General features: G+C 71.5%; 22 protein-coding genes and 3 pseudogenes. 8 read left to right on the top strand and 17 right to left on the bottom strand.

Features of this window, described 5'->3' with window-relative positions; translation table 11 throughout:
* Positions 1 to 4: 4 nt before the first annotated feature.
* Positions 5 to 1162 carry a glycosyltransferase gene (locus ACFYQ5_RS12040; protein ID WP_389196624.1) on the bottom strand — a complete coding sequence of 386 codons (1158 nt, stop codon included), beginning with the start codon at positions 1160 to 1162 and terminating at the stop codon, positions 5 to 7.
* Positions 1163 to 1296: 134 nt separating this feature from the next.
* Between ACFYQ5_RS12040 and ACFYQ5_RS12035 the strand changes: the two genes are divergently transcribed.
* On the top strand, positions 1297 to 2811 hold the full coding sequence (locus ACFYQ5_RS12035) for a hypothetical protein (protein ID WP_389196622.1): 1515 nt from the start codon (positions 1297 to 1299) through the stop codon (positions 2809 to 2811).
* On the opposite strand, the gene ACFYQ5_RS12030 is transcribed toward ACFYQ5_RS12035, so the two are convergent.
* Genes ACFYQ5_RS12030 through ACFYQ5_RS12020 form a run of 3 tightly spaced genes read right to left on the bottom strand, consistent with a single transcriptional unit; the run spans position 2780 to position 6932 of the window.
* Positions 2780 to 4021 (bottom strand): hypothetical protein, encoded by a 1242-nt coding sequence (locus tag ACFYQ5_RS12030; RefSeq protein ID WP_389196620.1) that lies wholly within the window; start codon positions 4019 to 4021, stop codon positions 2780 to 2782. The genes ACFYQ5_RS12035 and ACFYQ5_RS12030 overlap by 32 nt on opposite strands.
* Positions 4018 to 5706, bottom strand: a complete 1689-nt coding sequence (locus ACFYQ5_RS12025; RefSeq protein WP_389196618.1) for a lipopolysaccharide biosynthesis protein — start codon at positions 5704 to 5706, stop codon at positions 4018 to 4020. Before ACFYQ5_RS12025 ends, ACFYQ5_RS12030 begins: the two co-directional genes overlap by 4 nt.
* Complete coding sequence (locus ACFYQ5_RS12020; RefSeq protein WP_389196617.1) at positions 5703 to 6932, bottom strand: glycosyltransferase; 1230 nt, start codon at positions 6930 to 6932, stop codon at positions 5703 to 5705. Before ACFYQ5_RS12020 ends, ACFYQ5_RS12025 begins: the two co-directional genes overlap by 4 nt.
* Positions 6933 to 7098: 166 nt before the next feature.
* Here ACFYQ5_RS12020 and ACFYQ5_RS12015 point away from each other — a divergent pair, with 166 nt between their 5' ends.
* Complete coding sequence (locus ACFYQ5_RS12015; protein ID WP_389196615.1) at positions 7099 to 7548, top strand: adenylyltransferase/cytidyltransferase family protein; 450 nt, start codon at positions 7099 to 7101, stop codon at positions 7546 to 7548.
* Here the strand turns inward: ACFYQ5_RS12015 and ACFYQ5_RS12010 are convergent.
* The gene (locus tag ACFYQ5_RS12010) at positions 7517 to 8248 is read right to left on the bottom strand and encodes a CDP-alcohol phosphatidyltransferase family protein (RefSeq protein ID WP_389196614.1); all 732 of its coding nucleotides are present in this window, start codon (positions 8246 to 8248) and stop codon (positions 7517 to 7519) included. The genes ACFYQ5_RS12015 and ACFYQ5_RS12010 overlap by 32 nt on opposite strands.
* Positions 8249 to 8464: 216 nt before the next feature.
* On the bottom strand, positions 8465 to 9292 hold the full coding sequence (locus tag ACFYQ5_RS12005) for a helix-turn-helix transcriptional regulator (protein ID WP_389196612.1): 828 nt from the start codon (positions 9290 to 9292) through the stop codon (positions 8465 to 8467).
* 162 nt (positions 9293 to 9454) lie between these two features.
* Between ACFYQ5_RS12005 and ACFYQ5_RS12000 the strand changes: the two genes are divergently transcribed.
* A complete protein-coding gene (locus ACFYQ5_RS12000; RefSeq protein ID WP_389196610.1) occupies positions 9455 to 9862 on the top strand; it encodes a nuclear transport factor 2 family protein in 408 nt (135 codons plus the stop codon).
* The gene (locus tag ACFYQ5_RS11995; protein ID WP_389196609.1) at positions 9862 to 10704 is read left to right on the top strand and encodes an NAD(P)H-binding protein; all 843 of its coding nucleotides are present in this window, start codon (positions 9862 to 9864) and stop codon (positions 10702 to 10704) included. The genes ACFYQ5_RS12000 and ACFYQ5_RS11995 overlap by 1 nt, the downstream gene beginning before the upstream one ends.
* 498 nt (positions 10705 to 11202) lie before the next feature.
* Here the strand turns inward: ACFYQ5_RS11995 and mnhG are convergent, their stop codons facing one another.
* The 6 genes from mnhG to ACFYQ5_RS11965 are packed head-to-tail and all read right to left on the bottom strand — an operon-like array spanning position 11203 to position 17695.
* Complete coding sequence (gene mnhG / locus ACFYQ5_RS11990) at positions 11203 to 11604, bottom strand: monovalent cation/H(+) antiporter subunit G (RefSeq protein ID WP_389196607.1); 402 nt, start codon at positions 11602 to 11604, stop codon at positions 11203 to 11205.
* The gene (locus tag ACFYQ5_RS11985) at positions 11601 to 11924 is read right to left on the bottom strand and encodes a monovalent cation/H+ antiporter complex subunit F (protein ID WP_389196605.1); all 324 of its coding nucleotides are present in this window, start codon (positions 11922 to 11924) and stop codon (positions 11601 to 11603) included. Before ACFYQ5_RS11985 ends, mnhG begins: the two co-directional genes overlap by 4 nt.
* The gene (locus tag ACFYQ5_RS11980; RefSeq protein WP_389196603.1) at positions 11921 to 12553 is read right to left on the bottom strand and encodes a Na+/H+ antiporter subunit E; all 633 of its coding nucleotides are present in this window, start codon (positions 12551 to 12553) and stop codon (positions 11921 to 11923) included. Before ACFYQ5_RS11980 ends, ACFYQ5_RS11985 begins: the two co-directional genes overlap by 4 nt.
* A complete protein-coding gene (locus ACFYQ5_RS11975) occupies positions 12550 to 14205 on the bottom strand; it encodes a Na+/H+ antiporter subunit D (protein ID WP_389196601.1) in 1656 nt (551 codons plus the stop codon). Before ACFYQ5_RS11975 ends, ACFYQ5_RS11980 begins: the two co-directional genes overlap by 4 nt.
* Positions 14202 to 14795, bottom strand: a complete 594-nt coding sequence (locus tag ACFYQ5_RS11970; protein ID WP_389196599.1) for a Na(+)/H(+) antiporter subunit C — start codon at positions 14793 to 14795, stop codon at positions 14202 to 14204. Before ACFYQ5_RS11970 ends, ACFYQ5_RS11975 begins: the two co-directional genes overlap by 4 nt.
* Positions 14792 to 17695: a Na+/H+ antiporter subunit A gene (locus tag ACFYQ5_RS11965; protein WP_389196597.1), complete on the bottom strand. Its 2904-nt coding sequence runs from the start codon at positions 17693 to 17695 to the stop codon at positions 14792 to 14794. Before ACFYQ5_RS11965 ends, ACFYQ5_RS11970 begins: the two co-directional genes overlap by 4 nt.
* A gap of 590 nt (positions 17696 to 18285) precedes the next feature.
* Here ACFYQ5_RS11965 and ACFYQ5_RS11960 point away from each other — a divergent pair.
* The 3 genes and pseudogenes from ACFYQ5_RS11960 to ACFYQ5_RS11950 form a co-directional block, all read left to right on the top strand.
* Positions 18286 to 18756: pseudogene (locus tag ACFYQ5_RS11960) on the top strand (PaaX family transcriptional regulator C-terminal domain-containing protein); the annotation flags it as partial.
* A gap of 53 nt (positions 18757 to 18809) precedes the next feature.
* Complete coding sequence (locus ACFYQ5_RS11955) at positions 18810 to 19631, top strand: GNAT family N-acetyltransferase (RefSeq protein ID WP_389196595.1); 822 nt, start codon at positions 18810 to 18812, stop codon at positions 19629 to 19631.
* Positions 19628 to 20086, top strand: a complete 459-nt coding sequence (locus ACFYQ5_RS11950) for a hypothetical protein (protein WP_389196593.1) — start codon at positions 19628 to 19630, stop codon at positions 20084 to 20086. Before ACFYQ5_RS11955 ends, ACFYQ5_RS11950 begins: the two co-directional genes overlap by 4 nt.
* On the opposite strand, the pseudogene ACFYQ5_RS11945 reads toward ACFYQ5_RS11950, so the two are convergent.
* Both ACFYQ5_RS11945 and ACFYQ5_RS11940 read right to left on the bottom strand, forming a co-directional pair.
* Positions 20073 to 20612 (bottom strand): annotated as a pseudogene (locus ACFYQ5_RS11945) (bifunctional salicylyl-CoA 5-hydroxylase/oxidoreductase); the annotation flags it as partial. The gene ACFYQ5_RS11950 and the pseudogene ACFYQ5_RS11945 sit on opposite strands and share 14 nt — an antisense overlap.
* 1 nt (position 20613) lies before the next feature.
* Positions 20614 to 21223, bottom strand: a pseudogene (locus ACFYQ5_RS11940) (enoyl-CoA hydratase-related protein); the annotation flags it as partial.
* 288 nt (positions 21224 to 21511) lie between these two features.
* Between ACFYQ5_RS11940 and ACFYQ5_RS11935 the strand changes: the two are divergent.
* Positions 21512 to 21970, top strand: coding sequence for an ATP-binding protein (locus ACFYQ5_RS11935; protein WP_389196591.1), 459 nt, complete (start codon positions 21512 to 21514; stop codon positions 21968 to 21970).
* On the opposite strand, the gene ACFYQ5_RS11930 is transcribed toward ACFYQ5_RS11935, so the two are convergent.
* The 3 genes from ACFYQ5_RS11930 to ACFYQ5_RS11920 form a co-directional block, all read right to left on the bottom strand.
* A complete protein-coding gene (locus ACFYQ5_RS11930; protein ID WP_389196590.1) occupies positions 21918 to 23396 on the bottom strand; it encodes an amino acid permease in 1479 nt (492 codons plus the stop codon). The two genes, ACFYQ5_RS11935 and ACFYQ5_RS11930, sit on opposite strands and share 53 nt — an antisense overlap.
* Before the next feature lie 203 nt (positions 23397 to 23599).
* Positions 23600 to 24616 carry an ornithine carbamoyltransferase gene (gene argF, locus ACFYQ5_RS11925; protein WP_389196589.1) on the bottom strand — a complete coding sequence of 339 codons (1017 nt, stop codon included), beginning with the start codon at positions 24614 to 24616 and terminating at the stop codon, positions 23600 to 23602.
* Between the two features lie 93 nt (positions 24617 to 24709).
* Entirely contained in the window at positions 24710 to 25942 is a 1233-nt protein-coding gene (locus tag ACFYQ5_RS11920; RefSeq protein WP_389196587.1) for an arginine deiminase, read from the bottom strand.
* Positions 25943 to 25979 lie beyond the last annotated feature (37 nt).

Genomic DNA, 25979 nt, shown 5'->3' with positions numbered 1-25979 from the left:
GAACTCACGCCCTCCGGCGGACCACGTCCTCGTAGGTCTGCCGGAGGGTCCGGGTGACGACCTCGATGGTGAAGTGCTCACGGACCAGATCCCATGCGGCCTTCCCCGCGCGGTCGTTGGCTGCCGGATCGAGCAGCTCCAGGACGGCGTCGGCGATCTTGCGGGCGTTCCCGTCGTCCTCGCCGACCCTGCTGTCGATCACCCGGCCCGCTCCCGCGGCCGCCACATCGGGGCCGAGTCCGCAGGTCCGGGTGATGACGGCGGGCGTACCGACGGACATGGCCTCCAGGACCGAGACGCCGAGCGGCTCCTCGATCGACGGCAGGACGTACACATCGGCGTCCCGCCCCGCGTCGAGCACCGCTTCGTGGCCGAGGGGGCCCACGTGGTCCAGCGAGTCCATGACGCCGAGCCTGCGGGCGAGCGCGAGCGTGCCGGGCAGGGCGCCGGTGTCCGGTCCCGCGAGGACGAAACGGGCGTCGGGGTACCTGGCCAGGACGGCGGGCATCGCGGCGACGAAGTCCTCGGGGCGCTTGCGCTCCTGGACGCGGGCCAGGAAGAGCACGGTAGGCGGCCGGCCAGGTTCGCGGGCGGGCTTGCGCTCCTGCGGGCGTACGCCGTTGACGAGCCGGACGGTGTTGGTGAGGGCGACCGGCGCGGCGACCGCGTTCACATCGAGGCGCTCGGCCTCGGTGAGGTGGAGTACGGCGTCGGCGCGACGCAGCACCGTGCGGACGCCCAGCAGGTCGGTGAGCTGGGCGACGCGCTTCTCGGTCGGGTCGACCATGCCGTGCGTCTGGACGACGAGCGGGGTGCGGGTGGCCAGGGCGAGCAGCGCGGCGGGCAGGGTCACCAGGTCGCGCATCAGGTGGACGTGCACGAGGTCGGCGCCGCGCATCATGCGGCGCGCGGTGCGCAGCAGGGCTCCGGAGGTGATGCCGCTGACCTCGAACATCGGGAGCAGGTGGCGGGCCTGGAAGAGGTGGACGGGCACGCCTTCGACCTCGCCCGGCAGCGCCCCCTCGAAGCCGTCGCCCAACGCCATGACGCGGGCGTCGTCGCCGTCCGCCCGCTGGACCTTCGACAGGTTGAGCGCGACCCGCGTCGGACCGCCGAACGCGTGGTCCGGAGTGTGCAGCGTGACGATGTGCAGGATCTTCACCAGGGTTCCCCTCGCCCTCGGCCGGATGTTCACAGACTAGCCATCGGATCCCCTCAGGTGGGCGTGTTCGTTAGAGTGTTCGTGGGCCATGAGGCCGGTGAACGGGGCCCTGGTGGGCCGGTGATCGGGGGGTCATGACGTCCGTCGACGAGTCGGTGGGGGCCGCTGCCGCCCGGGAGGCCGCTCCGCGCCCGCCGGCCGAGCCGTCGGAGAGACCCCTGACGTGGGCGATGCTCTCCCGGGCGGTGTCCGTGCCGCTCGTCCTGGGCCTGGTCTGCTTCCTGCCCGCGGTCGTCGCCGCCCAGCCCGGCTCGGGGGTCCGGGACACCGCCTACTGGCTGCAGCTCGTCCTCACGTGTTACGCGGGCACCCGGCTCGCCACGATGATCCTGTCCACCCGGCGGCGGCTGCTCCAGGGCGTCTTCTGGATGTTCGTGTACATCGCCATGGGTGTCGCGCCGTTCGCCCAGGTGGTGATCGGGCAGACACCGACGCCGATGGTGGGACCGCGTTCGGACCTGGTGACGGCGATCGCGATGATCCTGGTGGGGTGTACGGCCTTCGACCTGGGGGCGCTGCTGGCCTCACGCCGGCCGCTGCGGCGTCGTGCCTCCTCCCGTTCCACGGGTGGGCCGGCCGTGGCGCACCCGGTCAGGCTGCGGCTGCTGGTGCTGTTCGCGCTGCTGGCGAGCGGGTACTACGTGATCAAGCTCGGCGGGCCGGCCGTCTTCTTCTCCAGCCGCCAGGAGATCAGCGACACCGTGGCGCAGAGCGGGGTGGCCTCGGCGGAGTCGAACGTCGGCTCCGCGTTCCTGAAGGGTTTCGGCACCGTCCCGGCGCTGCTGGCGTTCCTCTTCTTCACCCGGCGCCTGGTGACCTCGCGCCGGGCGCGGCGCTCCCCTTCGACGGTGCTGGTGTGGGTGGCGCTCGCGGCGGTCAATCTGGTCGTGAACAACCCCGTATCCAACGCGCGTTACTGGTTCCTGACGGTTCTGGTGTCCCTGCTGTTCACCGCGTTCCCGAGCAGTGCGGCGATGTACCGCTCGGTGCTGGCCATGGGCGTGGTGGGCGCCCTGGTGCTGTTCCCGTACGCCGACCGCTTCCGTTACGACGACGAGGGGTACCGGCCCGTGCAGTCGGCCTCCGTCTTCGAGCCGCTGGCCACCAAGGACTACGACCAGACGGTGATGTTCGCCAACACCATCTCCTGGGTGGACACCCGGGGCCACACCTACGGCCGTCAACTCGCGGGATCCGCCCTCTTCTTCGTCCCCCGGGCGGTGTGGAGCGGGAAGCCGGAGGACACCGGGGTCCGGGTCGGCGAGTGGATGGGGATGAACATGACCAATCTGTCCGCTCCGCTGTGGACCGAGTTCTGGGTGGACTTCGGAGCGTCCGGCGTGATCGGCGGCCTGGCACTGATCGGCTACGCGGCGGCCCGTACGGACCGCAGGTACGCCCTGGCCGTCACCCGGGCGGGTCCCGGCGCGGGCAGTGTGCTGGCGGTCGCGGCGCCGCTGATCGCCGGGTACACCTTCATCCTGTTGCGCGGCCCGCTGCTCCAGGCGGCGGGGAAACTGGCGATCGGCGCCCTGTGCCTGGTGCTGATCACCACGTTCAGGGAGCAGAGGGCGGCGCGTCGGCGCTGACGGTCTCCCCCGCCGGGCTCCGGCGGCGCAGCCTGGCCACCCGGGTCCAGGTGGCGACGGCCTTGCAGAGCGAGCCGAGGCAGAGTCCCCAGGCGGCCCCGGGGACACCGCCGAGGGCGTATCCCCCGGCCATGAGCGCCACGGCGGTGAGGGAGAAGACCACCTGGATGCTCAGCGTCGTACGGGGGTCGAGCATGCGCAGGGCGAGCAGTCCGCAGGTGCCGACGGCCATCGCCGCGTACTGGCTGCCGGTCGCCGGGAGCAGGGCGGCGGCCGTGGGCCAGGTGTCGCCGAGCAGCTCACGTCCGGCCCGCTCGGGCAGCAGGGCCAGGGCGGTGGCCCAGAGGGCGGCGGTCGCGGCGAGAGCGGCGGCGAGTCCCGCGACGGCCCGGACCCGGCGCCGCTCGTCGCCGATGCGGCCGAGCAGCGGCGGGCCGAAGGACGTGGCGGAGGTGAACAGCACGTTGAGCGGCCCGAACAGTGTGGTCGCCCCGCGCAGGGCGCCTACCAGGAGCGGGCTGCCGACGGCTCCGAGGCCGAGGACGGAGAGCTGGCTGGTCGCGTTGCCGACGCCGAACTCGACGACGAAGCGCTGCCCGAGGTGGCCGCGCCTCAGCAACGGGCGCAGCAGCAGCGGGGCGCCGGCGGTCGAGCGGTGCAGCAGCGCGGCGGACAGCAGGAGGGCGGGCAGGGCGGACAGCCCCCACACCGCGATCAGCCGGGCGGGGGTGGCCCCGTATTCCTGGGCGGACAGGGCGCCGAGCACGCACACCAGTCGCAACAGGTCGGAGGCCAGGGCGAGATGGGGCCGCTGAAGGGTCGAGAAGGCGTAGCGCAGGGCGTCCTGCCCCAGCACCACCGGCAGGACGAGGCCGAGCGCCGTCAGGGCGCGGGCGGTGTCCCCAGGGATCAGCGGGCAGACGGCGGTCAGCAGAGCGCCGAGGGCCGCCGAGGCGCCGACGGTGAACACGGCAGCCGAGCGGCAGGCCCCCCGGGTGTCCTCGCCGCCACCGCGTCGGAGGACCAGGGGCTGCCCGGTGTACGCGCCGGAGACGCCCAGCAGCACCGTGAAGACGAGGTAGACCGCGGAGAAGCGGGCGAAGTCGGCCACGGTGGAGAGCCGGGCGGCGGCCACGAGCACCAGGATGTTGGTGAGCGCCGCCACGCCCTGGTCCGCGACCGAGCAGAGGATCGCGGTGCGGGCTCTCACCGGCGCGCCCCCGGGAGGGTGAACGAGCGCAGCCCCATGGTCTCGTCGGGATTCCCGGTGATCTCCGGGGCGTCCGCTCCGAGGGGCGGCCCGCCCGGCCCGCGGCCGGTGCGGCGCCGGCCGGACCTGGGCCGGCGGTCCGCGCGGCGCAGCCGGCCCCGGCCGGGGTGGAGCAGGGCGCCGAGCACCGAGCCGCCGGAGGCGCCGATGATCTCGCGGATGCGTTCCAGGTCGCTGCGGTGCACCTCGCGCGGGTCGCAGACGATCATGACGCCCTCGACCCGGTCGACGAGGGCGACCGCGTCGGCGTACGACAGGACCGGCGGGGCGAGGACGATGACCACGGTGCCGGGGCGGTCGGCCTCGGCGACGATGCGCGCGACGGACGCGGAGGTCAGGGCGCGCGGCACGTTGTCCGCGGTGGTCCCGGCCACCAGGGCGAAGGCCCCGGAGCCCGGCACGTCGACGTTGGAACGGCCACCGGCCGGCCAGCCGCGTTCGCTGTCCCCGGCGGCCCAGCGGGGTGGCCGGACCTCGTGGGCGGCCGGTCCCAGGTCACGGGCCAGGGACGGGGTACGCAGATTCGCTTCCACGAGCAGGACGTCGCGGCCCATCTCGGCGAAGGCGGCGGCCAGGTTGACCGCCGCGGCGGCCGCCTCCGCGTTGTCCCCGCGCGGGGCGGTGACGAGGAGCCGGCGCCGCTCCGCGAACGACGGGTCGTAGGCGAGCCGGAAGGCGACCGCGCGGTATTCCTCGGCGAGCCGGGAACCGCTGCGCCCGATCGCGAGCAGGCTGTCCGCGGCCGCACGTTCCCGGGGCAGCGTACCGAGCAGCGGGGCCCCCAGGGAGCGGACGAGCTCGCGGGGGGAGCGTACGGCGGGGTCGAAGACGAGGCGCACCCAGGACAGCAGCAGTCCGAGGGCGAGGCCGACGACCCCTCCGAGCCCGAGGAGCAGCGGCAGGCCGGCACCGGCGGGCTCGGTGGGGGCGACGGGCTTCTTGTTGAGGTAGCCGGGGGTGGTGTCGAGTGCCTGGAGCTCGGAGATCTTCCGGCTCAGCTCGGAGATGGAGACGATGATGTTGGCGCGGGCGCTGCCGACGTCGTCCGCGGCGTCGACCCCCGTGCGCTCCTCCAGCAGGTCGCGCTTCTCCTCCAGCGGTTCGAGCTGGGCGCGGTAGCCGTTCGCCATGGTGCCGATGCTTTCCTCGGTGCGCGCCTTGCGGTGCGCGAGGTAGGCACCGGCCAGGGCTTCGGCGCGGGACCGGGCCTCCTCGGGGGTGGCCCCGGTGTAGGCGAAGCGGAGGGTGAGGGTGTTGGGCGGGTTGGTGACCTGGAGGCCGACGAGCAGCTTCCGGGAGGTGACGTCGTCCCCCTTCTTCAACAGGGTTCCGGCGGCCAGGTCACCCACCGTGTCGCTGACCGCGGTCTGCCGTTCGGAGCCGATGTTGATGCCCTTGTCGGCGGACGCTCCGGTGGCGAAGGGGTCGGCGGTCGCGGAGCGCACCTGTACCTCGCCGGTGGCCGTGTACGTGTCGTCGCCGCTCAGGGCGAGGAAGCCCCCGCCGAGGAGACCCACGACGACGCCGCCGGCGAGCAGCAGGCGGTAGCGCAGGAGCTGGCGGAACTGGTCGCGCAGCAGCGCCGGTTCGTCCTGCTCCTCCAGGGGACGGATCTGATGCGTCATCGGCGTGCTCCCCCTTGTGTGTGCCCGCCTCGCGCGGCCTCGAGCGCCTCGGCGAGCAGGGCGTCGAAGCGGGCGAGGCCCGCCTCCCGGCTCAGGTGCTGTGCGACGTACCGCGGACCGTGCTCGCCCAGCGCGTCCGCCGCTGCCGGATCGGCGGCCAGCCGGCGTACGGCGGCGAGGAGCGCGGCCGGGTTTTCGGGGGCCACGAGGACCCCCGCGCCCGAACGGCGCACCTCGTCCGCGGTACCGCCCTCGTCGGCCACGGAGGCGACGACGGGGCGTCCCGAGACGAAGTACGAGGTGAGCTTGGACGGCACGCTCATGTCGAGCACGGAGGCCCGCTGGGTCACCGCGAGCACATCGGCGGCGGCGAGCACGTCGGTGAAGTCGTCCGCGCCGGCCGGCGGGAGGAAGTCGAGATTGGGCAGGCCCGCGGCCCGCTCCCGCAGTCCGTCCCGCTGGTTGCCGTCGCCCATCAGGACGACCCGGATGTCCGGGGCCAGCCGCGCCAGGCCGACCAGGACGTCGAGGCCCTGCTTGAGGCCCATGTTCCCGGAGTGCAGCAGTACGGGGGTGTCCCCGGGCCAGCCGAGACGGGCGCGGGTGGCGGCACGGTCGGCCGAAGGGCTCCGCACATGCGTCCAGTTGGGGACCACGCGGATGCGTCCGGGGTCCACGCCGAGGGAGGTGACCCCCTCCACGAAACTCTCGTGGATGACGCCGACGAGTGCCGCGCCGCGCAGTGCGTAACGCTCGGCCTTCGCGGCGACGGCCGCCGCCCTGTCTCCCCCTCGGATGCCGCTCTGCGCGGCGGCGGCGCCCATCAGGTCCTGGACGACGGGTATGTGCGGGACACGGTGGCGGCGCGCCAGCCGGGCGCCGATCACGCCGCCCGCGAGGCTCGGCACCTGGGAGATCACCGCGTCGAAACGGCCGGACGGCGGGGCGAGGGTCCCATGGGCGAGCACGGACGCCTCGAACGCGGCGCGCCGTAGCGCACTCTGACGGGGCGGCACGTAATGCCGTCGTCGGTGCACACGCACCCCTTCACGGCTCTCCTCCCTCCGCCACACTCCCCGGTAGCGCTCGTCCACACGCCAGGCGGGATAGTGCGGCATACCGGTCAGGACCTCGGTCCTGGCCCCCGACGCCGCCCAGTGCTCGGCGAGCTGCGTCGCGTACGGGCCGATGCCCGTCAGCTCGGGGGCGTAGTTGGTGGAGACCACGAGAAGTCTGCGATCTGCGAACGGTCGGTGATGCTCAGCAGCGGACAACGGATGATCGCCTTCCCCCCGGAACAGCCTCTCCTTTGAGCTTATCCGTTCACGGGATGCACAAGTGTTCTTCACAGTAAGGTCGTTGAACCAGTTCCACCGTGGGGGGAGAGAACGGATGGTGCAGCACAGAGTCGGTTACGCGCCAGGGGTGTACGACCTGTTCCACGTCGGCCACGTGAACATCCTGCGGCACGCCCGCAGTCAGTGCGACTACCTGGTGGCCGGGGTCGTCTCCGACGAGATGGCCGCACGGGCCAAGGGCCACAAGCCGGTGATCCCGCTGCCCGAGCGGCTGGAGATCGTCCGCAGCGTGCGCTACGTGGACGCGGCGTTCGTCGAGACCGTTCCGGACAAGGTCGAGACCTGGCAGCAGGTCCGCTTCGACGTCCTCTTCAAGGGCGACGACTGGCGGGGTACGGAGAAGGGTGAGCGCCTGGAGCGGGACTTCGCCGAGGTCGGGGTGGAGGTCGTCTACTTCCCGTACACGGTGCACACGTCCAGCACCCAGCTGCGCCGGGCACTGGACGTGCTCGTCAACCGGCCCGGAGCGCTTTCAGCTCCCTGAACCACTTACCCAGGAACGCCACGAGGAACAGGGCGTGCACCGCCGCGAGCACGGCGTACCCGGCCCGGAAGGCCCCGGGTGCGCCGAGCAGCGGGAAGACCAGGCAGAAGATCCCGTAGTCCGCCGGCAGCAGCGCCACGGCCCGGACCCTGGACACCGGAGCGGCAGGTCCCGCCGCGGCCGGTGCGGTGCGGGCCGCCGCCTTGCCGAGCTGCTCCCGCAGCAGCCCCGCGCAGAAGGTGAGCACGGCGACGAACAGAAAGCCGAGCGGCACCAGGAGCCAGCCCTCGTCGGGCAGACCGTCGTAGCGGTGGAACGAGATCAGGACGGCGCTGTGGACGAGGATCATCTTGGCGCAGTCCACGACATGGTCGAGCCACTCGCCGTCCGGTCCGCCCCGCCCGGTCAGCCGCGCGAGCTGTCCGTCGGCGGAGTCGAAGGCGAAGCCCACGGCCAGCCCGGCCCAGACGAGCGCGCCGAGCCACCAGGACGGCTCCGCGAGCGCCACGGCCGCGATCGAGACGAAGGTGAACGCCGCGCTGACCAGCGTCACCTGATTGGGCGTCATGCCGACGCGATACGCCCCCGCCGCGAGCAGCCGCCCGGCCGGCCGGTTCACGTACCGCGAGTAGAGCGAGACGCCCTTGGACGACTTCTGCGCGCCACGCAGTTCGCGCAGCACCGTACCCGTGTCTGCCATACGCCCCCCAGCGCCCGGTGGTTCCCCGCCGCATCATCGCAGAAGCGGGGCGGCAGGGGTGGGGATTCTCGTGTCGCCGGGTGCGCGGAGCCAGGCCGTCGGACCCTGACCGGCAGCGTGGCCCCCCGGCTCCGCCGAGGCGCAGCTTCCGCGGAATGCTCCTGCGCCGTACCTCTCATCGCAGTGGTCGAGGTCCGGTTTCGGCAGTGGCAGCGGTCAGAGGCTCTTCAGCGCAGCGGCGCTGGGACTGCCGACTTCTGCCGTGTACATCGCCAAGGAGAAGCCCGAGCCGGGCAGGCCGAGGGTGTGACGGTCGATTTCCAGCTCGCCCAATGTGGGATGATGCAGATTTTTTCGCACGCTGGGCATGGGGCGCACAGCGTGATTGAGCCAGCTCCTCGAAAATTCTGGATCGTTGGTCGCGAACTCGTTGATCAGCTCTGCGAGTACGTTGTCTGTGGGATGCCGAACGCTGGCGGCGCGCAATTGAGCGGCTGCCTGTCGGGAGAAATCGGTCTCCGATCCGGGCGCGCCGGTGCAGAGGGTGTCACGGAATCTCGTCGACATGCGCGTGACGTTGCGCTCGTCAGGTGTGAGACGGGAGAAGTCAGTGATCAGAGTTGCGGCCGCCGCGTTCCAAGCGACGATGTCCTGCCGGTCGTTGACGATGTAGGCAGGGATGCCATCAAGTCTGTCGAGCAGTTGTCGAGCATCCTCGGGTACGTGGTCCGACGCGCCGTCGTTCTCCGCCGGCAGCACTTGTCCGGCCAGGCGGGCCAGATGATCACGCTCTGCTTCAGTGAGCTGGAGAGCCGCCGCCAGCGCAACCAGCACCTGCGGTGAGGGCCTGGGTGCCCGTGCCCGCTCCAGTCGCTCGTAGTAGCTCACCGACACCTGCGCCAGGGCGGCTACCTCTTCGCGGCGCAGTCCGGGTGTCCGACGGGCACGCCGGCCTGGTGGATGCGTCGCTTCGGCCGGCACGTCCTCCGGTCGCAGTTCCTCGCGGCGGCGGCGGAGAAAGTCTGCGAGTTCCTGGCTGCTCACCCCTGCATCCTCACACAGGAGGGACAGCTGAGCCTCGCACTGCCGGTCCGGGGCTCAGCTGTCCGTTCCGCGCCCACACGTCCGGGGTGCACGGTGGCCTGGTCGGTTCGTCGACCACGAGGAGAAATGGTGTCCAGGACCCCTGAGGAAATATTCCGCCGCATGATCGGCCTGATGCTGGTCAAAGACATGAACGCCGTGGCAGATCTGTGGGCGCCTGACGGAATTGCGGAATTCCCTTTCGCGGCCGGGAGCTTCCCTCGCATTCTCCGCGGACGTGAAGAAGTACGCGCCTACCTCGCCCGCTACCCGGAGCTGATGGACATGCAGGAGGTGACCGCGCTTTCTGTGCGGCCCACTGACCAAACGGACACCGTCGTGGTGGAGTGGACGGCCACCGGCCGCACCGTGGCCACCTCCCGGCCCTACCGCCTGGACTACATCGTGGTTCTCACCGCCCGCGACGGGCTGATCGCTCTGTTCCGGGATTACTGGAGCCCACTGTCGGCGGCCGCCGCTGCCGGGGGGCTCGCCGGGCTGATCGACTCGCTGGAGAGGAAGGACGCCTGATGTCCGGAGTACTGGTGACCGGAGGCACCGGCAAGACCGGCAAGGCCCTGGTGCGAGAGCTCCGCAACGCGGGTGTGCCGGCTCGGGTGGCCAGCCGGACCCCGACCGCAGCCGACCCTGATGCGATCCGCTTCGACTGGAGCGACCCGACCACCTATGGACCTGCGCTCGACGGGATGGACCGGGCCTTCCTGCTTCCGCCGGTGGAGAGTGTGGACCCGCTGCCGCTGGTCGAGCCCTTCCTGCGTCAAGCGCAGCGGGCCGGCATTCAGCGCCTCGTGATGCTCGGCTCCGCCATTGTGCTGCCCAACGCACCCAGCGCTGTGGAGCTGGCCGCTCAGGTCCAGGCTCAGCCCGGAGGTGTCGTACTCCGCGCATCGGGCTTCATGCAGAACTTCCTGCGCCCGCACCCCCTGGCCGAGCGCATTCACCGACTCGGTGAGATCCGCAGCGCAGCCGGTGACGGCAAGCTGGGGTGGGTCGATGTGCGGGACATCGCGGCCAGTGCCGCCGCGCTTCTGGCCGACCTGGGGGTGGACGCGCGAAGCGACTACCTGATCACCGGGCCGCACGGGATGAGCTACCCACAGGCCGCGCGGATCATCACCGCGCAGACCGGCCGGCGGGTTCGAGTGGAGCGTATTACGGAGGAGGAGCAGGCTGCTGCATACCGTGTCGCCGGGATGCCGACCGCGTTCGCCACCGCCCTTGCCGCCGTCGAACGCGGCATCAAGGAGGGACGCGAAGACCAGGTAAGCACGGCAGTGCTCGAACTGACCGGCCGTCCGCCGCGCGCCTTTGCCGAATTCGTCGCTGATCACACGTACGAGTGGACGCAGTAGCGCACGGGCGGAGGTGAGGCTGTCCGTGCTCGGGGTGTCCGGTCCCTTGTTCAGGGCGCCGCAATGATCGCGAACCGGGCTTCCCCTGTCACGTCCGCGCCCGTCGGGCGGACGCCCGCCGAGGGCCGCACGATGTCCCGTCCCACGGTGGCTCGGAGATCATTTACGGGACAGCGCGCGGTTAGCGGTGATACGTCGGTCCGGCGATCGAGTTCCTTGCCGATGCCGGCTACGAGGAACTCGGATACAGACCGGCGGACGCGTCGTAACGCCACCGCACCGCAAGTTCAGCGGACCGGCCGGAACATTGCTGTTCGCCGGCCTGATGCCCGTTTCGTCCTCAAAACCGTCCCGGTCATGCTCGCACTGGCCGTCTCGGCCACCGTGTTGCTCCGGAACGGAGGTTGCGCCGACGGGGCCGCGGACCACGAAGGAGAGGGAGCGAACCAGGCGGGGCAGGCAGGAGCACGGGAGACCGGCGGCTCCCCGCTGACCTTCTCAACTCCGCTCGGGCCCCGCGTCCGGCTCGTGTTCCGCACCTGGTTCCGGCCCCGGCTCGGTGAGCTGCGCGTCCAGGTCGTCGAAGAGCAGCTCGCCGCGCTCGATCTGCCCCGTGCGGTACGCCGACCGCGCCACCAGGTGCGCGGCCACCGGGCCGGTCATCAGCTGGAAGAAGCCGATGAGAGCCAGCGTCGCCAGGTCCATGCCGCTGCGCAGTCTCAGTGCGACCCCGGCCAGCACCAGCAGCAGTCCGAGGGACTGCGGTTTGGTCGCCGCGTGGCTGCGCGAGAGGACGTCGGGCAGCTTCAGCATGCCGACGACCCCGAGGAGACAGATCGCGGCACCGATGAACACGAGCACCGCCCCGGCCGTGTCCGTGATCTGCAGCCAGACGTTCACTCCTGTGACTCCTTCGCCGCGGGTTTCCGGCGCGACAGCGGCTTGTCGCGTACGGCGATGAAGCGGGCGATGCCCACCGATCCGGTGAAGCCGAGAAACGCGAGCACCAGCATGATCGGGAAGTAGAACGGGTCCCGGGCGAAAGCGGACTTGGCGCCGAGGCCCGCGATGATCACCGCAGCGAGCACATCGAGGGAGAGGGCCCGGTCCAGCATGGAGGGCCCACGGCTGATCCGGACGAGCAGCAGTGCGCCCGCGACCACGACGAGAACCACCGCGGCGGTCATGAGCACCCGGTCGACCGTCTCGGGACCACTCATGACCTCTCCCCTCCGATGTCGGATCCGGGGACCGGCGGGGGCGGCCCGGACACCCGGCGGATCTCGTCCCGGGTGCCGAAGGCCCGTACCGTCAGGCCCTCCAGCTTCCAGACGGAACGCCGGGCCGCCTCCAGCTGCTCCGGCCGGTCCGCGTCCAGCACGTGCAGGAAGAGCGTGGCCGTGGCCCTGCGGACCTCGACGACGGAGCCACCCGGCACGTTCGACACGGTGACGGCGGTCGCGGCGAGCATCAGATCGCTGCGGCAGCGCAGCGGTACGCCGATGACGGCGGGCCGGTGCGGTCGGTCGGCGAAGATCTGCCGGGTGACCTGCACCCCCGAGGTGTACATGTCGTAGAGCAGATAGCCGGCGAGCCGGAGGATGCCCCAGGGGTGAAGCCGCAGCCCCAGATCGACCTGCGGCAGCGGGAACGCCAGGCAGACGACCACCGCCACGACCACGCCGGTGACGACGTTGGCCCAGGTCAGGGTGGACCACAGCAGGACCCAGATCAGGGTGAGCCAGGCGATCAGTGGAAGGTCGAGCACGCGGCGCCGACGGCCGGCGAACTCGACGCTGTACGGGGGCAGGTCGGGGTTGCGGTACGACAGGGTGATCAGGCGCCTCACCGGCCGAGCACCTCCTCCACATAGGGGCGGCGCGCGATGAGTTCGGCTGCCGAACGGTCGGTGAAGGCCGTCAGCGGACCGGCCAGGACGGTGAAGGCGAGGCCGAGCACGACGGCGCCCGCGGTGGCGGCGGTCATGGCTGCGGGCGGCCGGATCGTGGTGGTGACGGCCTGCCCCTGCAAGGTGGCGGCCGGCTGCCGGCCGGCCGGGGCACGGGGCGGCCCCACGCCTTCGTCGCCCGTACCCGGGATGCGGTCGGGTCCGGTGTCGGCATCGCCGTCGTCGCTGTCGTCGGCGGTCTCCAGGACGGTGCCGTAGGCGGCCTGGCCCGGAGGCTCCGTACGCCAGAAGGCCAGGTTCCAGATCTTGGCCATCACGTACAGGGTGAGCAGACTCGTCACGGTCGCGCCCGCGACGAGGATCCAGGCCAGGACACCGCCGTCGGCGACACCTGCCCGCATGAGCCCGAGCTTGCCGATGAAGCCGGAGAGCGGGGGGATCCCGGCGAAGTTCATCGCGGGGACGAAGAAGAGGACCGCGAGCAGCGGAGCCGCCCGGGCCAGTCCGCCGAGCCGGGTGAGCTCGTTGGTGCCGCCCCGGCGTTCGATGAGCCCCGCGACGAGGAAGAGCGTGGTCTGGACGGTGATGTGGTGGGCGACGTAGAAGATCGCGCCGCCGTACGCGTCACGGGTGGCGAGGCCGATCCCGAAGACCATGTAACCGATGTGGCTGATGAGGGTGAAGGAGAACAGCCGCTTCAGGTCGGTCTGGGCGACCGCCCCGAGGATGCCCACGATCATCGAGGCGAGGGCGACGATCATGAGCAGATCGCCGAGCCGGTTCCCGGGGAAGAGCAGGGTCTCCACCCGCAGCATGCAGTAGACGCCGACCTTCGTCAGCAGGCCCGCGAAGACGGCGGTGACGGGCGCGGGCGCGGTCGGGTAGGAGTCGGGGAGCCAGGCGGCGAGTGGGAAGACGGCGGCCTTGATGGCGAAGACGGTGAGCAGCATGGCCTGCACCAGGGTCTGCACACCGAGGGGGAGATCGGGCAGCCGGACGGCCAGCTGGGCGAGGTTGGCCGTGCCGGCGGCGGCATAGGTCATGGCGATCGCCGTCAGGAAGAGCATCGAGGAGAACAGCGAAATGATCACGTAGGTCGAGCCGGCCCGGATCCGGGGGCCGGTCCCGCCGAGCGTGAGCAGGACGAAGCTGGCGACCAGCATGATCTCGAAGCCGACGTAGAGGTTGACGAGATCGCCCGCGATGAAGGTGAGGGAGACCCCGGCGACCAGGATGAGATAGGCGGGGTGGAAGACGGCGACGGGCGTCTCCTTGTCCCGGTCCGCCATGCCCTGGCCGAGTGAGTAGACCAGGACGGCGAGGGTGACCGCCGAGGAGACCGTCAGCATCAGCCCGGCCAGCCGGTCGGCGACCAGCGTGATGCCGAGCGGCGGGGCGAAGTCGCCGAGATGGACGGAGAGGGGTCCTTGCCGGTCGGCGGCGATCATCAGGGCCACCGAGAGGCAGAGGACCACGCTGAGTACGGCGACGCTGATGAAGCGCTGGAAGCGCGCGAGCCGGGTACCGAAGGCGAGGCTCAGTCCGGTGGCACAGAGCGGCAGCAGCACCGGCAGCGGAACGAGCGCGTTCATCCGGCGGCTCCTCGGTCGTCGTTCCTGTCGTTCACGTAGTCCTCCGGGTCGGCGCCCAGCACGTCGTGCCAGAGGTCCCCGCCGGCGTCCCGGCCCCGGGCCTGCAGGGCGCGGTCGGCGCGCAGCCGGGCGCGCAGCCGGCGGTGTTCCTGGCGGTAGCGAGCGCGGTCCTGCCGGGTACGGGCGGGCTCCGCCCGGTACTCCTCACGGAGTTCGGCCCGCTGCCCCATCACCTCGGCGCGCAGGAATACGCGCCGGTCCTCCAGGTCGTCGTGGACCTCGTCCGTGCCGGTCAGCTGGTGGCTGCGGTAGGCCATGGCCAGCAGGAAGGCCGTGGTGGCAAGGGTGATGACGATGGCGGTGAGGGCGATGGCCTGAGGCAGCGGGTCGGTGATCCGGCGGTGCGGCACGCCGTAGAGGAGGGGCGCGGCACCTGCCGCACCGGTGGCCGAGAGGACCAGCAGGTTGATGCCGTTCCCCGCGATCACCGCGCCGAGCAGGATGCGGGTCAGGGGCCGGGTCAGCATGAGCATGCCGCCGACCGCGCAGAGGACGACGGCCGTGCCGAGGAGCGAGGCGCTCATGATCATCGGTTGGACTCCCCCGTCCCGGTGCCGGGCGCGGGGGCCAGTGCGCCGGCCGCCCGTTCGATCTGCCGGTCGACCTTGGCGCCCAGGGCCCGCACGATGTCCAGGACCACGCCGAGGACCAGCAGGTAGACGCCGAAGTCGAAGAGGACCGAGGTGCTCAGGTGGTAGTCACCGAACACGGGCAGGTGCCCGTGATAGGTCCAGGCGTGCAGCACCGTTCCTTCCACGAGGCCGCCCAGGGCGACCGCGGTGGACACGAACAGTCCGAGTCCGGTGAAGAGTCCGGGCTGCAGCGGCGCGGCCTCCGCGAGCTCGAACCGGCCGCCCGCCAGGTAGCGGGTGATGAGGGCGAGCCCCGCCACGAGTCCGGCGACGAAGCCGCCGCCCGGCATGTTCTCCGCGCAGAACAGCAGATACAGGGAGAGCACCAGGATGGGGTGGAAGAGCAGCCGGGCGACCACCTCGAAGACGACGGACCGGTGCTCGGGCGCCAGGGTGGATCCGGCGGCCAGCCAGCTGCGTTCGGGCGCGTTGTCGTCGCCCTGCGGCAGGCCGGTCAGCCGTCCGGTCGAGAGCGTCCAGGCGGTCTCCCCCCGGAGCTCCTGCCTGTTCATGGACGTCTCGCTGCGGCGGTGCAGATAGATGAGGCTGGTCACCCCGATCGCCGCCGCCGCGAGGACCGCGGACTCCCCCATCGTGTCCCAGGCCCGCAGATCGACCAGGATGGTGGCCACCACGTCCTTGAGTCCGTGATGGGCGACCTCCTCGATCATCGCCGCGCCCGCCGGCTCCGCGACACGTGCGGCGCCCGCCACCCAGAGGGCCACACCGACCGTCGCCGCGGCGGCCAGCGCCGCCGGGATCCGCAGCGCCCGCCGCCAGGTACCGATCGACTCCTCGAAACGCACCGGCATCCGGCGCAGGACCAGCACGAACACGATCATCGACACGGTCTCCACGCAGAACTGGGTGAGCGCCAGGTCGGGCGCGCCCTGGACGACGAAGAGCAGCGCCGCCCCGTAACCGGTCAGTCCCGCCAGGACGACGGCCTTCATCCGGCGGCTGACGGTCAGGCAGGACAGGGCGGCCGCACAGGTCAGCAGGGCCACCGCGCCCTGGAGCGGGACATCCCACACCCGGGGGGCGACCGCTCCTTCCCAGGGGCGGTCCGTGACCAGGACCGCCAGCTGACCGGCCAGCATCACCATCAGGGTGATGGCCAGGTAGCCCGACAGGGAGCCGCGCTGGACGAAGCCGGTGATCTGGAGGGCGACCCGTTCCAGGCCGAGCAGGAGGTGCCCGAAGACGCTGTCCGCGGTGGGCCAGGCGACGCGCCGGGAGATCCGGGTGACCGTCGCGCGCCCCCCGAAGAGCACGGCGCCGCCCGCCCAGGTCAGGGCGGACAGCAGCAGCACCATGCCGAAGCCGTGCCAGAGCGCGAGGTGGTAGGGGTGGGCGGGGGCGGCGAACGCGTCGGCGTACGCGGCGAACAGACGGTCCGTCCAGCCGACGCCGGGGCCGAGCACCAGCCCGGCGAAGGCGAGTACGGCGGGCGGGGCCAGGAGGGCGGCGCCGACGCGGTGGACGGGGGTGTCGGCGACGCCGGGCTTGCGTGCGAACGCCCCCCATACGAAGCGGAGGGTGTAGGCGACGGTCAGCACGGAGCCGACGACGGTGACGGTCAGGACCCAGCGGTCCGCGGTGTCGCCGTGCAGCAGCGCGTCGAAGGCGGCCTCCTTCGCGGCGAACCCGAGGAACGGCGGCAGGGCTGCCATGGACGCGGCGGCGAGCACCGCGACCGCGCAGACGTACGGCATGGTGCGGCCCAGGCCGGAGAGCTGCCGCAGGTCCCGGGTGCCGGCCGCGTGGTCCACGATGCCGGTGACGAGGAACAGCGCGGCCTTGAACAGGCCGTGCCCCAGGATCATCACGCCGGCGGCGAGCGCGGCGTCCCGGTTCCCCGCCCCGGCGAGCACGGTGAGAAAGCCGAGCTGGCTGACGGTGCCGTAGGCGAGGACGAGCTTCAGGTCGTTCAGGCGCAGGGCGCGCCAGCCTCCGAGGAGCATGGTCGCTCCCCCCAGCACCAGGACGACCGGCCGCCAGACGGGGACGTCGGCGAAGGCGGGGGCGAGCCGCGCCACCAGGTAGACACCGGCCTTGACCATGGCCGCGGCGTGCAGGTAGGCGCTGACGGGGGTGGGCGCGGCCATGGCGTTCGGCAGCCATAGGCTGAACGGCCAGATCGCCGACTTCGACAGGGCCCCGCACAGCACGAGGACGACGGCCACGGACACGGCGAGGGTCGGCTCCGGCGGGTCGGCGACGATCGCGGAGATCCGGTAGGTGCCCGCCGCCTCACCGAGGATCAGGAAGCCGACCAGCATGGCGAGTCCGCCCAGCGTGGTGACGGTGAGCGCCTGGAGGGCGGAGCGGCGGTTCTTCTTGCGTTCGCTGCCGTGCCCGATCAGCAGGTACGAGAAGACGGTGGTCAGTTCCCAGAAGACGTAGAGGGAGATCAGGTCGTCCGCGAGGACGAGCGCGAGCATGGCGCCGGCGAAGGCCAGCAGGTTCCCGGCGAAGGAGGCCAGTCGGGGCGCGTCGTCCGTGAAGTAGGACGCGCAGTACAGCAGGACGAGCGCACCCACCCCGGCCGCGAGCAGCACCATCAACTCGGCGAGCGCGTCCAGGCGCAGGGCGACCGACACGTCGTACGTACCGATCCACTCCCAGGACCAGGTCGCCGCCCGGCCGGTCTCGGTGCCTGTCCACTCGGTGACCGCCCACACCGTGGTGGCCGCGGGAGGCAACGCGAGCACGACGAAGGCGTACCGGCCGAGCCGCCGCACCAGCGGTGCCGCGCATGCCGCCAGGACGAAGTGGCAGAGGACGAGGGCGATCACGACGGGGGATCCGGAACAAAGGGCACCGAATACAGATATATCCCCTGGCGCGGTTCACCCGTCCGGCGCGCCGCGAGGCGACCGGCCCGCTGGTTCCGGTCCGCGCCGTTCGTCGTCGGTGCTCGTCCCGCTGTGGTCACAGAACCGCGTCTGCCCGCTTCGCCCGTGGTCACACGGCATGACGTGGGACCCTTCCCGCACGGCAGCCCCCGGCCGCTTCCCCGCCCGGAGCACCCGGTCGGCGTTCAGGGGCAGGTGCAGGGGTTCGTCGGGGACCTCGTCGGGCATTCCGCGACCGTCCTCGGCGCGGCGCGGGTGTCCGCGCGCATCGTCACACACGGTGAAGCCGTCACCGTCGGGAGACCTGTTCACGGCACCTGGAGGCTGTCCGGTCATCGCCGTCGCCTCCCCGCACGCCGCGGAACGTATGTGTGCGTCCTGCGTCTTCACTCTCGCTCCGGAGCGTGCACGCCGCGACCTGGGCACGGCGGGCATCACCGACTTTTCGACAGGCAGGCATGCGCACCGCGTGCACGGGCCGTGCTGTCCCTATGAGGGCCGCTTTCTCTTCCGGACGCGGAGGACGACGTCGCGGCCGCCCTCGCCGTACGGGAGGACCGTCGGCGGCGCCCGGGGTGTGGATCGCTCCCGCCGGACTGTACGAGGAGACACAGCACCCTCTGGAACGCCTCGAACTCGCCCCGTACGTCGACCTGTTCCGAGGGGAACACGTCGGCTTCGCCGCGACGGACGAGTCCGTGGCGCGCTGGTGGGACCTGGACGCGATCGCCCGGCTCCACCTCGACTTCCTGGAGCAGCAGGAGCCGGTGCTGCGGTCCTGGGAGGCGCGGCCCGAGGGGGCCGCGCCCGAACCGGAGGAGGCCTACCGGGACTACCTCCGCGCGCTGGACGCCTGGCGGCAGCTGCCGTACGCGGACCCGGGGCTGCCCGGGGACCTGCTGCCGGGAGACCGGCCGGGCGGGCGCTCGGCAGAGGTGTTCGGGCAGCTGCACGACCGACTGCGGGACACAGGAGCCCGGTTCGTCCGCGAAAGCCCCTGATCCTCCCGCCGAAATCGGGGTGACCCGAGGCCGTGCGGGCGACAGGATGAAGCATGACCTGGACCTTCACCGATGACGTCGACCACTTCCTGGACGCGGCCGGGGCGTCCCTGGCCGCCCGGCCCGCCGAGAACACCCTGCTGCTGACCGTCACCGCCACGCTGCGGGACAGCGGGCCGCAGGCGTACGGCGTGGAGCCGCCGGTGCTGGGCTGGTGGCGCGGGGCGGACGGTGAGGTGGCCGGTGCGCTGGTGCGCACTCCGCCGTTCCTGCCGCTCCTGGGAACGGCGTCCGCCGAGGCGGTCGGTGCCCTGGCCGACGCGCTGCCGCTGCCGGGCGTCAACGCGGACCGCGACACCGCCCGGGCCCTGGCCTCCCGGTGGCCACGCCACCGGGTCGACGAGGAACACCGGCTGTACCGGCTGGGCACCTTGGTGCCGCCCTCCCCCGCACCCCCGGGCCGGCCCCGGACCGCCACCCCCGCCGACCGGCCGCTGCTGGTCGGCTGGATCCGCGCCTTCGGTGCGGAGACCGGCCAGTCGGGCGACCGGGCCGAGCGGATCGTGGACGAGCGCACGGCGCACGGCGGGCTGACGCTCTGGGAGACGGATGGGGAGCCGGTGTCGATGGCGGGCGTCTCGCGCAGGATCGCGGGCACGGTGCGGGTGGCGACCGTCTACACACCGCCGGAGCACCGGGGCAGGGGCTACGCGGCAGCGGTGACGGCGGAGGTCAGCCGCGTGGCGCGGGAGGAGGGCGCCAGGGAGGTGCTGCTCTTCACGGACCTCGCTCATCCGACGAGTAACGGCGTGTACCGGCGCATCGGTTACGAAGCGGTCGGCGACCGGCTGCTGATCACCGCGGAGCCGGAGTGACGGCGGGGGCCGGGGCCGCACCGGCCGAGCAGACGTGGCTGATAGCCGCGAACGTCGTGCGGTGGCGGCGCTACGGGGAGGGCGGCCAGGAACTGCGGCCCGGCACCAAGTCCTGTCGGGGCGGCTCCAAGGTGTACGTGATCGGGACCTACCCGGGGGTGGCTCACGAACAGCTGACCACGATCGGACGCGGGCGCCATACCGGCACGTACATCACGATCGACATGTCGTTGCGCAATCTGCACACCTTCCGGGCCGTGCCGGTCCACAGCCCGGCCGTACTGCGGCTGTACGAGGAGGCGGGCCTGGGCGGATGCCGGACGAACCGTCAGGACACCGAGGAGTTCGCCGCCTTCCTCGGCCGGCTGTCCGTCGAGTACCGCACCACCTGGTGGGCCGCCCCGCATCCCGTGCCGTGCCGCTGCCACGAGTGCCTGACACTCAGTTCAGTGTGAGCCGGGGCCTCGGACCGTCGGTGCGGCCGGTCGGCGGGGTACGGCTGCCCGCGCGGTACGGGAGCGGCCAGGAGACGCCCGGCCCGGCGTAGCCCTGCTCGGCCGCCGCGTGCAGCGTCCGGTGCGGGTCGTACAGATGAGGGCGGGCCAGGGCGCAGAGGTCGGCGCGGCCTGCGAGCAGCAGCGAATGGACGTCGGCCGGTGGAGACGTCGATGGCGTCCGCGCCGTGGGCGGCGAAGGCGCGGGCGGTCGTCAGGGCGTCCTCGTCGCTCATGCCGCCCCGCGCCCGGTCCGTGGCCGAGATCCGTACGGTCATGGGCCGGTCCTCGGGCCATACGGCGCGGACCGCGTCGAAGACCTCCAGGATCCGCAGCGGGCGGCCCGCAGGGCGGCCTCGGTGAACCGCTCCCGGACCGCGTCCATCCCGGTCCGGTCCAGCTCCTGCGGGATCTGGCTGACCCCGTGCGCGTACGGGAGCGGCGAGGCCGCGCTGACCGGCCGGTCGCCCTCGCCCAGGGGCTGGTTCCTGGGTGGCGGCGTCCATCTCCACTGATGCGGCGAGCGGCATGTCGAGCTCGGCGGTGAGCAGCGCCTTCGTCCGGGCGAGGGCCGGAGCGGGCCCGTCGGCGAGCCGGATCCGGGTGGCGTGGCCGAGACCGACGACGCGGGGCAGGAGGCAGGCGGCGCCCATGTCGCGGCCGGACAGGCAGACGGCGGCGACCCGGAAGCCGGCGGCGAGGGCGAGGACCGCCCCGGCCCCGGCTGCCACACCGTGGACGGCGGCGATGACGGGGAAGGGGCACTCCCGCAGGGCCCGTACGACCTGCCCGGTCATCCGGTTGAAGTCCAGGAGTTGCGCGGTGTCCATCGCGAAGGTGGCGCCGATGATCTCGTCGACATCACCGCCGGAACAGAACCCGCGCCCTCACCGGCGAGCACGAGAGCACGAGAGCACGCACGGAGCGTTCACGGGAGAGCTCGGCGAGGAGATCGCGCAGATCGGCGTAGGCGCCGAAGGTGAGTGCGTTGACCTTCTCGGGACGGGCGAGCGTGACGGTTGCCACGCCGTCGCCGGTCGTCAGGCGCAGGTACTGCCGGCGCTCGGTGCGCGCGGCGGAGCCGGTGAACGCGCTCATGGAAGGCCCTCCAGCCGTCGGGCTGCTGCTGATGCCTTCGGGGCTATCACTCATCTGTGACGTCCGTCATGAGTGCGCGATAACATGACGCCCCCCACTGTGGCGAAGGTCCCTTTTGCACCTGTCGACCGCCCCTATGTCTGAGGCGTCGGGCTTCGTATGGTTGAGCGCAGGAAGTCCTGGTACAGACCCGTACCCTCCGGTAACGGAGGACGCGGTCCCGGGCGCAGCCGCCCTGGAACGCACGTCCCCCGCCGGATGCCTCGCTCCCGAACGGAAACCTCCGCCTTGCCGCCCGACGTCCCCGCGCACCCTCCGCCCTCCTGGCGCATCGCCCTGCCGCACTCCACGGCCGCGGTGCCCATCGCCCGCGCTCTCGTCCGTGCGGCGCTGGCGGACCTCGACGTGCCCGCGGACAGCGACACCGCCGAACTGCTGACCGCCGAGCTGGTCGCCAACGCCGTGGAGCACACCGACGGCTCGGGACCGATCGAGCTGGTGGTCGAGCTCCTGGCGTCCGGCTGCCAGGTGGAGGTCCACGACCACGATCCGGGGCCGCCAGGCGACCTGTCCCGCCTGCTGCCCGGCCGCACGGCGGACCCGTGGCAGGAGCACGGCCGCGGGCTGCTCCTCATACGCGCCCTGAGCTCCGCCTGTGGTCACCGCCCCACGGAACACGGCAAGGCGGTCTGGTTCACCCTGCGCTCGGTCCTGAAGCCGCCCGACCCTGCGGCTCCCCGGGGCTGACGAGCCGGGAGCGGCTGCGGCCGTATCCCGCGTAGACCAGGGCGCCCACCGCCAGGAAGACCACGAACTGCACCCAGGTCGTCCAGCCCGTCCCGTACATCAGGTACAGACAGAAACCGACGCCCAGGATCGGGCTGAGCGGGTAGAGCGGCACCCGGAACGAGCGCTTCAGCTCCGGGTTGCGGCGACGCAGCGCGATGACGGCGACATTGACCACGGCCATGGTGGCGAGCGTGCCGATGGTCGTCAGGTTCACGACGACGTCGAGGGACGAGAACGCGGCCGGGACCGCGAAGACGGCGGCGACGATCCAGGTGTTGGCGACCGGGGTGCGGGTCTTCGGCGACACCCGCTCGAAGACCCGGGGGATCAGCCCGTCGCGGGACATGGACATCAGGATCCGGGTCTGGCCGTACATCACCGCGAGGACGACGGACGCGATGGCGACGACCGCGCCGAAGGCGACGATCCCGCCGCCGACGCTCGACTCGGTGACCCTGTCCACGACCAGTGAGAGCGCGGCGGGCTTGTCGGACACGGCGTCCGCGCCCAGCGCGCCGATGGCACCGAGGGCGACCGCGCAGTAGAGCAGCGTCACCAGACCGATGCATATCATGATCGCGACCGGGATGTCGCGCCGCGGGTTCCTGACCTCCTCACCGGCGGTGGTGATGGCGTCGAAGCCGATGTACGAGAAGAACGCCACCGACGCGCCGGCCGTGACCCCGGCCATCCCGTGCGGCGCGAAGGGCGAGAGGTGACCGTCCTGGAACGCGGTGAAGGCGATCGCGCAGAACGCGATGAGGATGCCGATCTTCAGCACCGCCATCGCCGCCGTGGCCCCCGCGCTCTCCCTGATGCCACGCACCAGCAGGGCGGCCGCCATCATGACCACGACGACCGCCGGCAGGTTGATCACACCACCGTCGCCGGGTCCGGAGGACAGCGCCGCCGGCAGGTTCCAGCCGATGAGGCTGTCCAGCAGTTCGTTGACGTACTGGCTCCACCCGACCGCGACGGCGGAGACCGAGACGCCGTACTCCAGCAGCAGGCACCAGCCGACGAGGAACGCGACCCGCTCCCCGAGCGTGGCGTACGCGAAGGAGTAGGAACTGCCGGAGACGGGGATGGCGCCGCCCAGCTCGGCGAAGGAGAAGGCGGTGAAGATGCAGGTGACGGCGGCGAGGACGAACGACACCACCACGGCGGGGCCCGCTTCGGCGACGCTGTCGGACAGCCCCACGAAGATCCCGGTGCCGACGATCGCCCCTACTCCGAAGCACACGAGCTGGAACAGCCCCATGGTGCGCCGCAGGCCGTGCCCTTCCAGGTCGGCTCCGGATTCGGCGAGCAGCAGATCAGGGCTCTTGATCCGCGCACCCGTGGTGCGTGAGGGGATTTGCGGGATGCGGGACGCGGGTCTCATGGGGGACGTGGTCTCTTCTCCGGTGGGGCGGGGGAATGAGCCGTGGGGGGCTCGCACCTGGCATGCGCTCCGGACCGGGCACATGAAAAGGGGTCCGGACGTGCGAGCCCGAACCCCACCAAGTAGCACCATCGTAGCCACTTGTACGCATGTTCACCCAATCGGGCGCATTTTCATGCGGACTGCCGCCTCCTGCGGACTGCTCATACAGCCTGGGCGTCGCCTGCCAGTGTGGCGACGAGCACCGCCTTGATCGTGTGCATCCGGTTCTCGGCCTCGTCGAAGACGACCGAGTGGGGAGACTCGAAGACCTCGTCGGTGACCTCCAGCTCCGACAGGCCGTGCCGCTCGTGGATCTCCCTGCCCACCTTCGTGCCGAGGTCGTGGAAGGCCGGGAGGCAGTGCAGGAACTTCACGTCGTCGTTGCCCGTGGCCCGCAGGACGTCCATGGTCACGGAGTAGGGCGCGAGGGAAGCGATGCGTTCGTCCCAGACCTCCTTGGGCTCACCCATGGAGACCCAGACGTCGGTGACGACGAAGTCCGCGCCCCGGACGCCCTCGGTGACGTCCTCGGTGAGGGTGATGCGCGCGCCACTGGACTCCGCGAGCGCGCGGGCCCGGTCCACGACCTCCTGCACCGGCCAGTAGGCGGCGGGCGCGACGATCCGGACGTCCATGCCGAGCAGGGCTCCGGTGACGAGGTAGGAGTTGCCCATGTTGAAGCGGGCGTCGCCCAGGTAGGCGAAGGTGATCTCGTTCAGGGGCTTCGCGCTGTGCTCGGTCATCGTGAGGACGTCGGCGAGCATCTGCGTGGGGTGCCAGTCATCGGTGAGTCCGTTGAAGACCGGCACACCGCCGTACGCCGCCAGCTCCTCGACGGCCTGCTGACTGTCGCCCCGGTACTCGATGGCGTCGAACATCCGGCCGAGCACCCGGGCGGTGTCCTTCACCGACTCCTTGTGTCCCATCTGGGAGCCGGAAGGGTCCAGGTACGTCGTGGACGCCCCCTGGTCGGCGGCGGCCACCTCGAACGCGCAACGGGTCCGCGTCGAGGTCTTCTCGAAGATCAGCGCGATGTTCTTGCCGCGCAGCCGCTGCACCTCCTCGCCCGCCTTCTTGGCGGCCTTCAGCTCGGCGGACAGGGCGATCAGGCCGCGGAACTCCTCGGCCGTGAAGTCCAACTCCTTGAGGAAATGGCGGCCTGTGAGGTCTATGGCCATGGTGACTGCTCCTGGGTCAGGCTGAGGGCGTGCTGCGATATTCCTGGAAGTCTATACGAGGTACCGCATCACTATACAGCGACTCGTATCCCCTCACACGGGATCGCGCACCACGGGGCAGCTCATGCAGCGCGGGCCGCCCCGCCCCCGGCCCAGCTCGCTGCCCCGGATCTCGATGACCTCGATGCCTTCCTTGCGCAGATAGGTGTTGGTGGTGGCGTTGCGCTCGTACGCGACGACGACGCCGGGCTCCACGGCCAGCACGTTGCAGCCGTCGTCCCACTGCTCCCGCTCGGCGGCGTGCACGTCCTGGGTGGCGGTGAGCACCCGGATCGTGTCCAGGCCGAGCGCGGCGGCGATGGCCCGGTGCATGTGCTCCGGAGGGTGATCGGTGACCTTCAGTTCACGTGGGCCGGCGCCGGGCTCGATCGTGTAGGAACGGAGCATGCCGAGTCCGGCGTACTGGGTGAAGGTGTCCCCGTCGATCATCGTCATGACCGTGTCGAGGTGCATGAACGCCCGGCGCTTGGGCATGTCGAGCGCCACGATCGTCCGGGCCGACCCTGCGTCGAAGAGTCCTCTGGCCAGCATCTCCACGGCCTGGGGAGTCGTGCGTTCGCTCATCCCGATGAGGACGGCGCCACGGCCGATGACGAGGACGTCGCCTCCCTCGATGGTGGACGGATAGTCGTCCTGGCCCTCCGACCAGTGGTGGAAGACGCCCGCCTCGGGACCGGTGAAGAGGGGGTGGTACCGGTAGATCGCCTCGAAGTGCACGGTCTCGCGCTGTCGGGCCGGCCAGCGCATCGCGTTGATGGACACACCGTCGTAGATCCATGCGGAGGTGTCGCGGGTGAAGATGTGGTTGGGCAGGGGGTTGAGCAGGAAATCGTCCAGGTCCATGACGTGGAAGCGGACGGAGGTCGGTTCGGCGTGCCGTTCCAGGAACTCCCGCTTCGTCATCCCGCCGACCAGGGCCTCGGCCAGCTCCGCGGCGGGCAGTTCCTCGAAGGCGGCGCGCAGATGCTCGGTGGCGAGCGGGCCGTACTCCTTCTCCGCGAAGACCCGGTCGAGGACGAGCCGCCGCGCCACCGGGATGCCGAGTGCCTCCCGGAGCAGCTCGCCGAAGAGATGCACCTCCACACCCCGGTCACGCAGCACGTCGGCGAAACCGTCGTGCTCCTCCCTGGCGCGGCGCACCCACAGGACGTCGTCGAACAGGAGCGCGTCCTTGTTGCTGGGGGTGAGCCGCTTCAGCTCCAGATCGGGGCGGTGCAGGATGACGCGGCGCAGCCGCCCGGCCTCGGAATCGACATGGAATCCCATGCCTTCATCCTCACCGCGCGGGACGCCGTTCACCCTG

Source organism: Streptomyces sp. NPDC005794 (assembly GCF_042871445.1).
Lineage (GTDB): Bacteria > Actinomycetota > Actinomycetes > Streptomycetales > Streptomycetaceae > Streptomyces.
Note: the sequence above shows the minus strand (reverse complement) of the source record. Positions and strands in the feature narration are given on the sequence as shown.